Origin of the sequence: Azoarcus olearius, assembly GCF_001682385.1 — a bacterium.
GTDB lineage: Bacteria > Pseudomonadota > Gammaproteobacteria > Burkholderiales > Rhodocyclaceae > Azoarcus > Azoarcus olearius.
Genome location: NZ_CP016210.1, coordinates 4,302,723 through 4,316,806, shown reverse-complemented (window position 1 = coordinate 4,316,806; position 14,084 = coordinate 4,302,723). Strand labels below are relative to the sequence as shown.

Annotated in this window: 11 protein-coding genes; 8 read left to right on the top strand and 3 right to left on the bottom strand. The window is 70.9% G+C overall.

The window, feature by feature from the left end:
* Positions 1-4 precede the first annotated feature (4 nt).
* Positions 5-1,015 carry a thiamine pyrophosphate-dependent dehydrogenase E1 component subunit alpha gene (locus tag dqs_RS19740; protein ID WP_011767589.1) on the bottom strand — a complete coding sequence of 337 codons (1,011 nt, stop codon included), beginning with the start codon at positions 1,013-1,015 and terminating at the stop codon, positions 5-7.
* 433 nt (positions 1,016-1,448) lie between these two features.
* On the opposite strand from dqs_RS19740, the gene dqs_RS19735 reads away from it, so the two are divergent.
* The 3 genes from dqs_RS19735 to dqs_RS19725 are packed head-to-tail and all read left to right on the top strand — an operon-like array spanning position 1,449 to position 4,485.
* Positions 1,449-2,336: a transporter gene (locus dqs_RS19735; RefSeq protein ID WP_065341516.1), complete on the top strand. Its 888-nt coding sequence runs from the start codon at positions 1,449-1,451 to the stop codon at positions 2,334-2,336.
* Between the two features lie 35 nt (positions 2,337-2,371).
* Complete coding sequence (locus dqs_RS19730; protein WP_011767587.1) at positions 2,372-4,042, top strand: pyrroloquinoline quinone-dependent dehydrogenase; 1,671 nt, start codon at positions 2,372-2,374, stop codon at positions 4,040-4,042.
* A 59-nt stretch (positions 4,043-4,101) separates the two neighbouring features.
* Positions 4,102-4,485 carry a c-type cytochrome gene (locus dqs_RS19725; protein ID WP_011767586.1) on the top strand — a complete coding sequence of 128 codons (384 nt, stop codon included), beginning with the start codon at positions 4,102-4,104 and terminating at the stop codon, positions 4,483-4,485.
* 6 nt (positions 4,486-4,491) lie between these two features.
* Here dqs_RS19725 and dqs_RS19720 read toward each other — a convergent pair whose 3' ends face one another.
* Positions 4,492-6,153, bottom strand: coding sequence for an ATP-binding domain-containing protein (locus dqs_RS19720; protein WP_065341515.1), 1,662 nt, complete (start codon positions 6,151-6,153; stop codon positions 4,492-4,494).
* Positions 6,154-6,346: 193 nt separating this feature from the next.
* Here dqs_RS19720 and dqs_RS19715 point away from each other — a divergent pair, with 193 nt between their 5' ends.
* A complete protein-coding gene (locus dqs_RS19715) occupies positions 6,347-6,964 on the top strand; it encodes a MarC family protein (RefSeq protein ID WP_011767584.1) in 618 nt (205 codons plus the stop codon).
* 78 nt (positions 6,965-7,042) lie between these two features.
* The gene (locus dqs_RS19710) at positions 7,043-7,261 is read left to right on the top strand and encodes a DUF3820 family protein (protein WP_065341514.1); all 219 of its coding nucleotides are present in this window, start codon (positions 7,043-7,045) and stop codon (positions 7,259-7,261) included.
* Between the two features lie 81 nt (positions 7,262-7,342).
* Here the strand turns inward: dqs_RS19710 and dqs_RS19705 are convergent, their stop codons facing one another.
* Entirely contained in the window at positions 7,343-8,422 is a 1,080-nt protein-coding gene (locus tag dqs_RS19705) for a tartrate dehydrogenase (RefSeq protein WP_065341513.1), read from the bottom strand.
* Positions 8,423-8,821: 399 nt separating this feature from the next.
* Here dqs_RS19705 and dqs_RS19700 point away from each other — a divergent pair, with 399 nt between their 5' ends.
* The 3 genes from dqs_RS19700 to dqs_RS19690 are packed head-to-tail and all read left to right on the top strand — an operon-like array spanning position 8,822 to position 14,068.
* Positions 8,822-9,742, top strand: coding sequence for a LysR family transcriptional regulator (locus tag dqs_RS19700; protein ID WP_065341512.1), 921 nt, complete (start codon positions 8,822-8,824; stop codon positions 9,740-9,742).
* Between the two features lie 52 nt (positions 9,743-9,794).
* Positions 9,795-13,214 (top strand): exodeoxyribonuclease V subunit gamma, encoded by a 3,420-nt coding sequence (gene recC, locus dqs_RS19695; RefSeq protein ID WP_065341511.1) that lies wholly within the window; start codon positions 9,795-9,797, stop codon positions 13,212-13,214.
* A complete protein-coding gene (locus tag dqs_RS19690) occupies positions 13,211-14,068 on the top strand; it encodes an enoyl-CoA hydratase/isomerase family protein (RefSeq protein WP_065341510.1) in 858 nt (285 codons plus the stop codon). The genes recC and dqs_RS19690 overlap by 4 nt, the downstream gene beginning before the upstream one ends.
* Positions 14,069-14,084: the final 16 nt, after the last annotated feature.

The following is a 14,084-nucleotide window of genomic DNA, read 5'->3' as shown; positions in this document are numbered from 1 at the left end:
GTTCTCATTCGGCGAAGACGTGCAGCAGCGCGTCCTGCGGTTCCGGATAGGGGCTGTTGCGGCCGAAGTCGTAGGCGGCCTGCACGCGCGCGGAAACACGGGCGCGCAGCGCGGCGTCGGCTTCGTCGTCGAGCAGGTCGCGGCTGCGCAAGAGCGCGCCGAGCGTCGGGATGGGGTCGTGCTGGCGCAGCTCCTTGGCCTCGCCCTTGGGGCGGTAGGTCTCCGGGTCGCCCTGGAAGTGGCCGTAGTAGCGGTCGGTCTTGACCTCGATCAGGGTCGGGCCCTCGCCGCGGCGCGCGCGCGCCACCGCCACCCCAGCGGCTTCGAACACCGCCACCGCGTCGTTCTTCTCCACCAGCACGCCCGGCATGCCGTAGGCGGCGGCGCGGTCGGCGTTGGAGGCGATCGCGGTGGAGGCGGACTTCTCCACCGAGATGCCGTACTTGTTGTCCTCGACCACGAACACCACCGGCAGCTTCCACAGCGCGGCGAGGTTGAGCGCCTCGTGGAAGGCGCCCTGGTTGGCCGCGCCCTCGCCGAAGAAGGCGATCGCCACCGCGTCGGTGCCCAGTTTCTTCGCCGCCAGCGCGGCGCCGCAGGCCTGCGGCGCGCCGGCGCCGACGATGCCGCTGCAGGAGAACTTCACCGCCGGGTCGAACAGGTGCATGTGGCCGCCCTTGCCGCGGCCCAGGCCGGTGGCCTTGCCGTACATTTCGGCGGTCATCGCGTTCAGGTCGACGTCCTTGGCGATGGCGAAGTGGTGCGGGCGGTGGGCGCCGACCACGGTGTCGTCGCGGCGCAGGTGGGCGCACACGCCTACCGCCACCGGTTCCTGGCCGGCGGCCAGGTGCATCTCGCCCGGCACCGGGCCGGCGCCGATGTCGAAGGCGAGCCCCTTCTGGATCTTGGGCGGGAGCTTGGCCTCGAGGTAGACCTTGGCCATGGTCTCCTCGTACTCCCGGATCTCGACCATCTTTTCGTACATCCACAGCAGCTGTTCGGCTGTCGCTTCCATCGCTGGATTCCTCCTCGTTCGTGGGCTGGCACCGCCGCCTGCCAGGGCTGTTGCCCGGTCTTACGCGGCGGCGGTGCTCGCAACCCACATCGCAAGAGCGGTGCCAAGTGCGGTGCAAGGCCGTGATCCAGAGAAAACGTCTTTCAGAACAGTGGTTTGTCGCAGATGCCGGGAGTGGAGGCCGGCGCCGTCAGGCGTTGCAGCGGCCGCTGCGACTGTCGCAGCGCGAGCGACACCTGTCGCAGGGGGCGCGCAACAGCCGGGCGCCGGCTGCGACACGACGAAAGTCATAAGTCATTGATTTTGAAAGGTGCCCTGCGATGGCACCGAAAGTGCAATGGAGCAGCCTCGAGGAGCCGCGGGCAGATTCCGACCGGACCGGCGCGCGGCCCCCTCGATCTCAAACACATGCAGGGATAAGAGGAGACACTCCATGCACAACAACATCCGTCGTCCGCGCGGTGCCGCACCGCGCATCCTTCCGCTCGCGGCGCTGTGTGCCGGGCTGGCGCTGGCGCAGCCGGCACTGGCCCAGGTCACGCTCGACGTGATCGGCCCGCACGAGTACGACCTGCCGGTCGGCTTCAAGCCCTTCAACGTGTTCGTGCAGTACGCCACCTTCCAGGACGGCCGCAAGGCCTGGGACGGCAGCGGCGACCGCCGCAGCGCGGCGGCCAAGACGCAGACCATCGTCGGCCTGTCGAAGTACGTGCGCTTCTGGTCGCCCGAGTCGCGGCCGGACATCGGCCTTGCCTACGAGGTGATCCTGCCCGAGGTCGGCATCCGCAACGACGCCACCAACAGCTCCAACAGCGGCCTCGGCGACCCGCTCACCGGCCCGGCGATCTGGTACAAGCCGACGCCCAATTCCACCCTCGGCTTCCAGTCCTTCTTCCAGATTCCGGTGGGCAACAAGGACGTGGGTGGCGGCGACGTGTGGAAGAACCTCTCCAGCCTGTTCTGGGACATCCAGTTCGAGCGCTTCAGCTACACCGCGGACGCCGGCTTCGTGTTCTTCGGCGAATCGAACGCGGCCGACTCGCGCCCGGCGACGCTGTTCCACACCAACCAGCGCCTGGGCTACAAGCTCAACGACAGCATCGAGCCCTTCATCGCGCTCGACTACGAACGCCAGGGTTCGTGGACCAACCACGCCACCGGCGTGAAGGTGGCCGCCAGCCGCGAGACCACCGCCGGGCTGGGCGTCATGTTCAGCTACTTCGGCAACCAGTCGCTCACCGTGCGCTACTCGCGCGGCATCAGCGGCGAATCCCACGGTGCCACCGACAGCTTCAACCTGAAGTACGCCTACGCGTGGTGAGCCGCGCCCTCCCGAACCGTCATCAGGAAAACACCATGAACAAGATGTCGACCGCCAGCGCGCTGCTGGCCACGCTCGCCGCCGCGCTGCTGCACGCCGTGCCCGCCCAGGCCCAGAGCGGCCCCGGCTACGAGGACCCGGATAACTGGCCGCAGTACCACCGCAGCTACAACGCTTGGCGCTTCAGCCCGCTCAGCGCCATCAACAAGGACAACGTCAAGCGCCTGAAGGTGGCCTGGGTGCATCAGCCGGGCAACATCACCCACGGCCTGCAGGCCACGCCGATCGTGATCGACGGCGTGCTGTACTACGTCTCGGCCAACAACAACGTGTGGGCGGTGGATGCAGCCACCGGCGCCACGCTGTGGCACTACGAGCCCAAGCTCAGCCCGCTCGCCAAGCAGAGCTTCTACGCCGCCGCCAGCCGCGGCGTCACCGTCGGCCGCGGCAAGGTCTACCTCGGCACGCTCGACGGCCGCTTCGTCGCGCTCGACCAGAAGACCGGCAAGGAGCTGTGGTCCACCCAGCTGTCCGACCTCAAGACGCAGTACGGCGCCCTGTTCTCGGCGCCGCCGCAGCTCGCCGGCAACGTGCTGTTCGGCGGCACCACCGGCGGCGACCAGCCGATCATGGGCAAGATCTACGCGGTGGATGCCGACAGCGGCAAGCCGGTGTGGACCTTCGACGTCCTCAAGGACGACCCGGCAAGCTGGCCGGGCGACAGCCGCAAGGCCGGCGGCGGCAGCGCGTGGATGCCGGGCACCTACGATCCGCGCAGCGACACCATCTACATCGGTACCTCCAACGCCGCGCCCGACTACTACAACGCCGAGCGCAAGGGCGACAACAAGTACACCGCCAGCCTGCTCGCGCTCGATCCCAAGAGCGGCAAGCTGAAGTGGGCGCGCCAGGAAGTGCCGCACGACTCGTGGGATTTCGATTCCGCCTACGAGGCGCTGATGGTGAAGAAGGATGGCAAGGACGTCATCGTGCACCTCAACAAGGGCGGCTTCGTCTTCGTCATGGACAAGGACGACGGCAGCCTGCACAACGTCTGGCAGTTCGCGCAGAACGTGAACTGGGTCAAGGGCATCGACCCCAAGAGCGGCAAGCTGATCGACCCGATCTACCCGGAAGCGGGCAAGCGCAAGCTGTTCTGCCCCAACCTGCTCGGCGCGCGCAGCTGGAACCACGGCGCCTACAACCCGCAGACCGGGCTGTGGTACTCGCATGCGATGGAGGTGTGCAACGAGGTGGTGGCCGGCAAGGACGATCCGTCCAACCTGGTGGCGATGTCCGCGCTGTCGCTCGGCATCGAGGAGATCAAGCTGGTGCCGCCGCCGGCCGACAAGCCGCACGGCCGGCTCGATGCGCGTGACCCGCTCACCGGCAAGGTGAAGTGGAGCCTGCGCTACGACATGCCGCCGCTGTCCAGCGTGCTGACCACCGCCGGCGGGCTGGTGTTCACCGGCGACCTGCACGGCCACATCTACGCCTACGACGCCGACGACGGCAAGGAGCTGTGGCGCTTCAACGCCGGTTCCGGCCTGCGCGGCGGGCCGGTGAGCTACGCCGCCGGCGGGCGCCAGTACATCGTGGTGCCGACCGGGCTGGGTTCGCACGCGCCGGGCTTCCTCGCCGGCGCCTTCCCCGAGATCAAGGACCTGCCCGGCGGCGCGGCGCTGATCGCCTTCACCGTCGACTGACCTTAGTCGCCGCCGCGCCGCGTGGGGGCGGCGCGGCGGCCCCGCACTGGAGTTTCATCATGCAGATCGCACACATCCTGCCGACCATCCTGCTGTTCGCCGCCGGCCTCTGCCATGCGGTGGCGCCGCCGCCCAAGCCGGCCGGCGCCGCGGGCACGCTGGCCGCCGCGCCCTTCGACCTTGCCGACGAAGCCCGCATCACCGCCGGCGGCAAGCGCTTCAACAAGACCTGCGCCGGCTATTGCCACGGCTTCGAGGGCGTCGGCGGCCGCGCGCCGGACTTCAAGGGCCGCGAAGACCTGGTGCCGGCGCAGGTGTTCGAAACCATCAGCAAGGGCCGCGAAGGCGCCGAGGTGATGCCGCCGTGGGGCGAGGCTTTCAGCGCCGAGCAGATCTGGGAGCTGGTCGCCTACCTGATGCATCTGGGGCGGCAGCAGCCGTGACAGCGTTCAGGCTGGCGGGCCGAGCAGGGCCGCCGCGCGGTTCGACGTCACCAGGATCAGCTTCATCGTCGCCCGCGTCGCGCCGACGAAGAGCTTGCGCATCGTCAGTTCGTCGAGGGTGTCGAAGTCGATCTCGGTGAAGATCACGCAGGGCGCGGCCTGGCCCTTGAAGCGATAGACCGAATCGAGCAGCAGTTCGCCGTCGCTGTACTCGGCCTCGCCGAACAGGTCGTAGCGGCCGTGGAAGGCGCGCAGCCGGTGCGGGCCGAGGTGGGTGAGCGGGGCGAGGCGCGAATGCTCGCGGCCGCGGAAGGTCAGCAGCACGATCATGTCGCGGCGGAAACCGAGGCCGACGGCGCGGGTGATCGCGCGCTTGGTGGCGTCGAGCAGGCCGGCCTCGCCGGTCGCCTCGTCCCAGGCGAACAGTTCCGGCTCGCTGTCGGCCAGCGGGCTGCCGGCGCGCACCGGGGCCGGCAGCGGCAGGCGCGCGTTGAGCAGCGCCAGCACGTCGGCGGGGGTGCGGTAGTTGGTGTCGGCGGTCAGCCCCACCCAGCCCGGCAGCGCCACCGGCTCGCGCCCGTAGAGGTTCTGCAGCGGGTCTTCCAGCCACCACGCGCGGCCCTCGGGCTTGAGCAGCGCGAGTAGGGTGTCGCGCCAGGCTTCGAAGAAATCCTGGCCCTCGTCCACGATCAGCTCGTCGAAGCCCGCCGCGGGGCCGCGGCCTTCGGCGACCAGCGCGGCGAAGTCGGCCTCCATGCGGCGGAAGCGGTCGGGCGCGGAGAAATCCGGCGGCCGGCCGGCGGCGCGCAGGCTGCGGTCGCACAGCTGGTGGTAGGTGGCGACCTCGCCGCCCGGCGGCACGATGCGGGCGATATGGTCGGCCAGCGGCCGGTTGTAGCAGACATAGAGCGGCCGCCGCCCGGCCTCGAGCGCATCGACGAAGGCGGCGAGCGCGAGCTGGGTCTTGCCGCTGCCGGCGGTGGCGGTGATGCGCAGCCGGTGCGGCGTCACCGTGATCCGCCGCGCCCATTCCGCCAGCCCGCCCGACAGCCGGGTGGTGAGGTCGTCCGCCTGACCCGCCAGCGCCTGCACGTCGGGCACCAGTTCCAGCAAGTCGGCGAAGAAGCGGTGCAGCGCTGCCAGCTGCGCGGGCGGCGCCGGCACTTCGTTGGCAGGGCCGGCGAGCGCGCGCACGATGTCGACCAACTGGTCGCGGCGGCCGGCGTCCACGATGCGCGCCGGGTCGAGGCCGGCGGTGCCCGGCTGGCGCACGCTGTAGTCGGGGCAGTAGAACAGGGTGTCGAGCTGCGCGTCGGCGCCTTCGAGCAGCGGCCGCAGGCGGGCGCGCAGGGCTTCGGCATCGTGCGCCAGCGCCACCGCCACCTCGCGGTTGCGGCGCTTGCCCGGCCGCAGCAGGCCGGTCGGGGTCTCGTCGAGAAAGCCGGAATGCTGCTCGATCAGCAGCACCCGCCCGCCGGGGCCGAGCACCGCGAAGCCGATCTCGCCGAACACCGTGCGGCCGCCTTCGGCGCGCGTCCAGTGCAGGCCGTGATAGACCGCGTAGTCGTCGGGCAGTCCTTCGGCCAGACGTGCCAGCGTGGCGAGTTCGCGCTGCTGCGCGCCGCTCGCCTGCAGTTGTCGCCAGCCTTCGGGGTGGATGCGGGCCATGGGAATGTTGCACTGCGGCTATCGGGATATGCGCCGCAGTTCTACGGCAAAGTAGCGCAATCCGCAATTTGTGCGCCACTTATGCGCCACATCCCGGCGCATAAGCGGGCTGCGGCCGCCAAGCCCGATGCGCTATGCTCGCCAGCCCAGGTGCGCCGGAGGGCCGGCAGCCCTGCCGCCCGGAACCCTCCGCATGGAAACCCTGAAGGCCTTCGTCACCCTGCTCGCGCTGATCAACCCGGCCGGGGCGATTCCGCTCTTTCTCAGCCTCACCGCCAGCCAGAGCCCGGGGCAGGTGAAGCGCACCGTGAAGACCGCGTCCATCGCCACCGCGGTGGTGATCGCGGTGGCGGCGTTGTTCGGCGAGATCCTGCTGCGCATCCTCGGCATCTCGATCGCCTCGCTGCAGGTGGGCGGCGGCATCCTGCTGTTCGGCATCGCGCTGAAGATGTTCAACGCCGAGCTGGGCGGCGCGCGCAGCACGCCGGAGGAAGCCGACGAGGCGGCCGAGCGCAACAGCATCGCGGTGGTGCCGCTGACCATCCCGATGCTGGCCGGCCCGGGCACGGTGAGCACCGTCATCATCTATGCCGAACGCGCGCATCAGTGGTGGGAGGTGCTGGCTTTGCTGGCGATCGGCGCGGTGATCGGCGCCATCGTGTGGCTGACGCTGAACCTCGCCGGGCCGATCAGCCGGCTCGCCGGCCAGACCGGCATCAACATCATGACCCGCGTGATGGGCCTGCTGCTGGCGGCGTTGGCGGTGGAGTTCATCGCGGTCGGCGTGCGCACCCTGGTCGCGGTGTCATGAGCGCCGCCACGCGCTCCACGCCGGCGGAGGGCTGGCGCTGTACCGCCGGGTGTTGCGCCCCGCTGGCTGCTGGCTGCCATGAACCCTGACGACCTCGAAAAGCTGGTGCGCATGGAGATGCCCTACGGCAAGTACAAGGGCCGGCTGCTGGCCGACCTGCCGGGGCACTACCTCAACTGGTTCGCGCGCGAGGGTTTTCCGCGTGGCGAACTCGGCCGCCTGCTGGCGCTGATGCACGAGATCGACCACAACGGCCTGTCGGCGCTGCTGGCGCCGCTGCGCCGACCGCGCGCGTAGCATCGGGCGGCGATTGCGCTCGAAGCGTCGGCGCGGCACGCATCGCCCGCCGCTGCGGCGGACGCCCCCGGCTCCGCCGCTTCAGATCGCCGCGGCCACCGCCTTGCCGACTTCGGTGGTTTTCGCCGTGCCGCCCATGTCCGGGGTGCGCGGGCCTTCCACCAGCACGGTTTCGATGGCCTTGACGATGGCGTCGTGGGCGGCGGTGTAGCGCGCGTCGCCATTGCCGAGGAAGTCCAGCATCATCGCACCCGACCAGATCATGGCCACCGGGTTGGCGATGTTGCGGCCGTAGATGTCCGGCGCCGAGCCATGCACCGGCTCGAACAGCGAGGGGAAGGTCCGGTCCGGATTGAGGTTGGCCGAGGGCGCGATGCCGATGGTGCCAGCGCAGGCCGGACCGAGGTCGGAGAGGATGTCGCCGAACAGGTTGGAGGCCACCACCACGTCGAAGCGTTCCGGGCTGAGGACGAAGCGCGCGGTGAGGATGTCGATGTGGTACTGGTCCCACTTCACCTCGGGGTAGGCCTTGCCCATCTCCTTAACCCGGCCGTCCCAGTAGGGCATGCTGATGGCGATGCCGTTGGACTTGGTGGCGGAGGTGAGGTGCTTCTTCGGCCGCTTCTGCGCCAGTTCAAAGGCGTACTTGAGGATGCGGTCCACGCCCTTGCGGGTGAAGATGGATTCCTGCAGCACGGTCTCGCGCTCGGTGCCCTCGTACATCTTGCCGCCCACCGAGGAGTACTCGCCCTCGGTGTTCTCGCGCACCACGTAGAAGTCGATGTCGCCCACCTTCTTGTTGGCCAGCGGGCAGGGCACCCCGGGCATCAGCCGCACCGGGCGCAGGTTCACATACTGGTCGAAGTCGCGGCGGAACTTGAGCAGCGAACCCCACAGCGAGATGTGGTCCGGCACCTGGTCCGGCCAGCCGACCGCACCGAACAGGATCGCGTCGAAGCCCTTCAATTGCTCGAACCAGTCGTCCGGCATCATCTTGCCGTGCTGCAGGTAGTAGTCGCAGTGGGCCCAGTCGAAGTGGGTGAATTCCAGCGCGATGTCGAATTTCGCGGCGGCGGCCTGCACGGCGCGCAGGCCTTCCGGCATCACTTCCTGGCCGATGCCGTCGCCGGCGATGACTGCGATGCGGTGGGGGGTGGTCATGGGGATGTCTCCTGTGGGTGGCGGTCCTTGCGCGCTTCTCTTCTGGGGGCAGGAGTTTCGGCGGCAATGCCGACCGCCTGTTGAATGATGGCGCGAAGCTGAGGCTTCCGGGCCGGAGTGGTTTGCTCCCTCCCCTTCAAGGGGAGGGCTGGGGTGGGGATGGGGTAAGCGGCGCGAAGCAGAACCCCATCCCCCTCCTAACCTCCCCCTTGAAGGGGGAGGAACAAGCCCCTTCTAGAAGCCTCCGCTTCTCCCCGCTCCGCAGGCGGGCAAGCAGTGCTTGCCGGAACCCCCGCCTCACCCCTTTGAAGCAAGGGAGCAAGTGGGTGACGCGCCGTCAGAATAGCCGGACAGAAAATCCTATAATCCGTCCATCCATGTATCCATAAACCACGTTACGTGAACAATAAGCCCCTGCTCGAAGACCTACGCCTCTACTGCACCGTCGTCCGCCGCCGTGGCTTTGCTGCCAGCGCGCGCGAACTGGGCGTCTCCAACGCCTACGTCAGCAAACGCATCGCCCTGCTGGAAGACGCGCTCGGCGCCAAGCTGCTGCACCGGACCACGCGCAGCGTCAGCCTTACCGAGCAGGGCGAGGTCGTGCTGCAGTGGGCACAGCGCATCGTCGACGATGTCGACCGCCTGGCCGAGGCGGTGTCGGCCGAGAAGATGGCGCCCGCGGGTCTGCTGCGGGTGTGCACGAGCTCCGGCTTCGGCCGCAACCGCGTCGGCCCGGCGCTGGCGGCGCTGGCCGAGCGCTACCCGGCGTTGGAGATCCAGCTCGAACTGCTCGACCGCCCGGTGGATCTCATCGGCGAGGGCTTCCAGCTCGACATCCGCGTCGGCGCGGTGCGCGAGCCCGACCTGATCTCGCGCCGCATCGCGCGCAACGAGCGCGTGCTGTGCGCCGCGCCCGACTACGTCGCCCGCCACGGCACTCCGGCGGATCTGGCTGAACTCGCGCGCCACCGCTGCATCGTCATCCGTGAGCGCGACCAGGACTTCGGCCGGTGGACGCTGACCGGGCCGGACGGGCCGGAGACGGTCAAGGTCGGCGGCCCGCTGTCGGCCAACAACGGCGAGGTGGTGCGGCAATGGGCGCTCGCCGGCCACGGCATCATCCTGCGTTCGCGCTGGGACGTCGGCCCGGCGCTGGCGCGCGGCGAACTGGTGCAGGTGCTGCCCGCCTACCGGCAGGAAGCCGACGTGTGGGCGGTGTATCCGTCGCGGCTGTCGAGTTCGGCGAAGGTGAGGGTGTGCGTGGAGTTCCTGGAGGAATGGCTGTGCAGCGCCAGCGGCGTGAGCGACCGCGTGGGATGACATCCGCCCCCCGCTCGGCCATCATTCGCCGGCCTTCCTCCGCCCGCCGCCCATGTTCTCCATCGTCTTCTCCAACCGCTACGAATGCCTGCAGGCGATGCTGCTCGAGCGTCTCGCCGCCGAGCGTCCCGGCCCCTTCGGCAAGCGCCATGTGGTGGTGCCGAGCAGCGCGCTGCGGCGCGATGTCGAGCTGGCGGTGGCGGAGCACGAGGGCGTCTGCGCCAATGTCGAGTTCTCCTACCTCGCGCAGTGGCTGTGGACCCAGATCGGGCACGTGGTGGAGGTGCCGGCGCGCTCGCCGTTTGCGCCCGCGCTGCTGGCGTGGCGGGTCCATGCGCTGCTCGACCCGGCCGCGCCGGCGGGCGACTGGGTGGCCGCGCATCCACGCCTGGCGCACTACCTGGCGGGCGCGGATGCGCGCATGCGCTTCGAACTCGCCGAGCGTATCGCGCGCGTGTTCGACCACTACCTCACCTACCGGCCGCACTGGCTGGAAAGCTGGGCGCGCGGCGAGCGGGCGCGGCTGGGCGAGGCGACCGAGGCGGAGCGCGCCGACGAGGCGTGGCAGGCGGCGCTGTGGCGCCACATCCGTGACGGCTTGGCGCTGCGCCAGGAACACCCGGCCGCGTTGTTCCTGCGCCGGGTCGCCGGCATGGACGAGCGCGCGCTTGCCGCCGCCGGCCTGCCGCAGACGGTGCACGTGTTCGGGCTGCCGGCGCTGCCGCCGCTCTATCTGGCGATCCTGCGCGAGCTGGCGCGGGTGGTGGACGTGCGCCTGTATGCGCTCAATCCCTGCCGCGAGTTCTGGTTCGAGATCGTGGATCCGCGCCGGCTGTCGTGGCTGGCGGCGCGCCAGGCCGACATGTTCCATGAAACCGGCAACCGCCTGCTTGCCGCTTGGGGGCAGCAGACCCAGGCGCATATCGGGCTGCTGTTCGAGGGCGAGCGCGAGGTGGTGGAAGAGGCGCTGTTCGAGCCCCATCCCGGGCGCCATCTGCTCGCGCGGCTGCACAACGCGATCCTCGACATGGAGGAGCTGGAGCCGGGCAGCGTTGCGCTGGCGGCGAACGACCGCAGCATCGAGCTGCACGTGTGCCATTCGCGCACGCGCGAGCTGGAGGTGCTGCACGACCGCCTGCTCGACCTGATGAAGGCCGCAGCGAAGCGGGGCGAACCGCTGCGGCCCGACGAGATCGTGGTGCTGACGCCCGACCTCGATGCCACCGCGCCGCTGATCGAGGCCGTGTTCGGCACCGCCCCCGCCGCGCGCCGCATCCCGTGGCGCATCACCGGCCTCGGCGGCACCCAGGAGAACCCGGTGGCCGCCGCGCTCGACCGCCTGCTCGCGCTGGTGGCCGGGCGCCTGCCCGCGAGCGCGGTGTTCGATCTGCTGCAGCAGCCGGTGGTGGCAGCGCGCTTCGGGCTGGGCGAGGGCGATCTCGAAACCATCCACGACTGGATGCGCGCAGCCGGCATCCGCTGGGGGCTGGATGCCGAGCACGCCGCCGCCGCGGGCGGGGTGCCGGTGCAGGCCTGCGGCGGGCATACGCTGGATGCCGGCCTGGACCGCCTGTTCCTCGGCTGGGCGGCGGGGGATGCGGCCACCGCGGCGCCGTTCGCCGGCTTCATCGGCGCCGGCGCGGCGGAGGGCAACGCCGCGCTGGCGCTCGGCCGCCTGTGGCGCTACGTGGACACCCTGCGCGCGCTGCGCGCCGACCTGCAACGGCCGCAGCAGGCCGCCGGCTGGCGGCGCGCGCTGGACAGCGCGCTGACGCGCCTGGTGGGCGACGAGCCGGAATGGGCGGAAGCGCTGCGCGAGGTGCGCGAGGCGATCGTCGCGCTGACGCAGGCAATGGCGGCCGCTGCCACCGACGACGGCGACGCGCCGGCGATTCCGCTCGCGGTGGTGCATCCGGCGCTCATCGCGCAGCTCGACGATCCCGCGCGCGGCGGCGTGCCGGGCGGCACCGTCACATTCTCCGCGCTGTCCTCGCTGCGCGGGCTGCCCTACCGCGTGGTGTGCGTCGTAGGGCTGGACCAGGGGCTTTTCCCGGGCAGCGACCGCCCGGCCGAATTCGACCTGATGGCGGCGCGCCCCGAGCGCGGCGACCGGCAGCGCCGCCATGACGACCGCAACCTCTTCCTCGACGTGCTGCTGTCGGCGCGCGAAGTGCTGCACCTGTCGCACGTCGGCCGCAGCGTGCGCGACGGCTCCGCGCTGCCGCCGTCGGTGCTGGTCGATGAGTTGTTCGACGTGCTCGCCGCCGCCTGCGCGGCGGACCCGGGCAAGCCGGACGACCTCGCCGCGGCGCGCCGGCGGCTGACGGTGGAGCATCCGCTGCAGGCGTTCTCGGCCGAGTATTTCCTCCCGCAGGGCGAACGCGACCCGCGCCTCGTGAGCTATCACGAGGAATATGCGGCGGCACTCGCGGCGCGGCTCGGCGCCCCGCTGCGCGACGCGGACGACGACGCGCTGGTCGCGCTCGCCGAGGAGGGCGACGAGGTGGCCGTCGATGGTGCCCGCGTGCCTTTCTTCGATGCCCCGCTGCCGCCGCCCGGCCCGGAATGGCGCGAGGTCGGTCTTCCGCAGCTGATCCGCTTCTTCCGCAACCCCAGCCGCTACCTGCTGCGCGACCGCTTGGGGCTGGCGCTGCCCGAGGGCGAGGCGGAGCTGGAGGACGTCGAGCCGATGGTGCCCGACTTCCTTGGCCGCCAGGCGCTGGCCGAGCGCCTGCTGCCGGCGCTGTTGGGCGCCACGGTGCCGGACGAGGAGGCGCTGCTCGCGCTTGCCCGCGCCGGGGGCGAATACCCGGCGGGCGCGCTCGGCGAGGGCGCGCTGCGGCGCGAACTGGCGCAGCTCGCGGTGTTTGCGGCCGGGGTGCGTGCCGAGCTGCCCGCCCGGCCGCTGCCGCCGCATGTGCCCACGCTCGCGTTCGACCTCGACGGCGAACCGTGGACGCTCGGCGCCGCGTTCGGCGACCTGCGCCCGCAGGGCCTGCTGCGCCAGCGTTACGACGACTGCCGCCCGGTGGATTACCTCGCCGCCTGGCTCGCCCACCTGGTGCTGTGCGCCGCGCCGGCGCCGGACGTTGCGTGCGAGACCACGCTGCTCGCGCGCGACGGCCGCTGCCGCTTCGTCGCGGTGCCGCCCGCGACTGCGCACGCGCTGCTGGCCGACTGCCTGCGCCTGTACCGCGACGGCCTGCTGCGGCCGCTGCACTTCTTTCCGAAAGCGGCGTGGGCCTACGCCGTCAATGGCGAAAGCATGGGCAAGGCCTACGCGCGCTGGCAGGGCGGCAACCGCCCGGCCTTCGCCGAAAGCGCCGACCCCGCCTATCGCCTCGCGCTGCGCGGCGTGGCCGATCCGCTCGCCGACGACTTCGCCGCCCTCGCCAGCCGGGTGCTTGGGCCCTTGCTGGACCACCTGGACGACCCCCGCCTCGACCTCGCGCCGGCGCAGGAGAGCGCATGAGCGCCGCCGCCGATTACCGCTGCCTGCGTCTGCGCGTGGACCGCGGCGTCGCCTTCGTCACGCTCGCGCACCCGCCGCTCAACCTGCTGGATGCGGCGCTGACGCGCGAACTCGGGCGGCTCGGCAAGCAGCTGGCGGCCGACGATGCGGTGCGGGTGATCGTGTTCGACAGTGCCGATCCGGACTTTTTCATCGCTCATTCCGACGTCACCGAGCTGCGCGCGCTCGACGCCGCCGCGCTGGCTGCGCCGGCGACCGAGCCGGGCCCCTTCCATCGCATCGTCGACCGTTTCCGCACGATGCCCAAGGTGACCATCGGCAAGCTCGAGGGGATCGCCCGCGGCGGCGGCAGCGAGTTCCTGCTCGCGCTCGACATGCGTTTTGCGGCGCTCGGCCGCGCGGTGCTCGGCCAGCCCGAGGTGGCGGCCGGATTGCTGCCGGGTGGCGGTGGCACCCAGCGCCTGCCCGCATTGATCGGGCGCGCGCGGGCGCTGGAGGTCATCCTCGGCTGCCAGGACATTCCGGCCGATCTCGCCGAACGCTGGGGCTATGTGAACCGCGCGCTGCCGGTGGACGAACTCGGCCCCTTCGTCGAGGCGCTCGCCTACCGGATCGCCCGCTTTCCGCCCCGGGCGCTGGCGCTGGCGAAGGCGGCGGTGGACGCGGCGGCGCTGCCGCTGGAGCAGGGGCTGGTGGTGGAGGAAAACCTGTTCCGCCAGCTGCTGGGCAGCGAAGAGGCCGCCCGCCGCGCCGAGCGTTTCCTCGCGCTCGGCGGCCAGACGCGCGCCGCCGAGCTGGCGGACTTCGACGCGCTGGTGCGCGGCCAGGGCGACGCGGGCGAAGCCCCCGCCTGAAGCGGTTGGGGCCGCC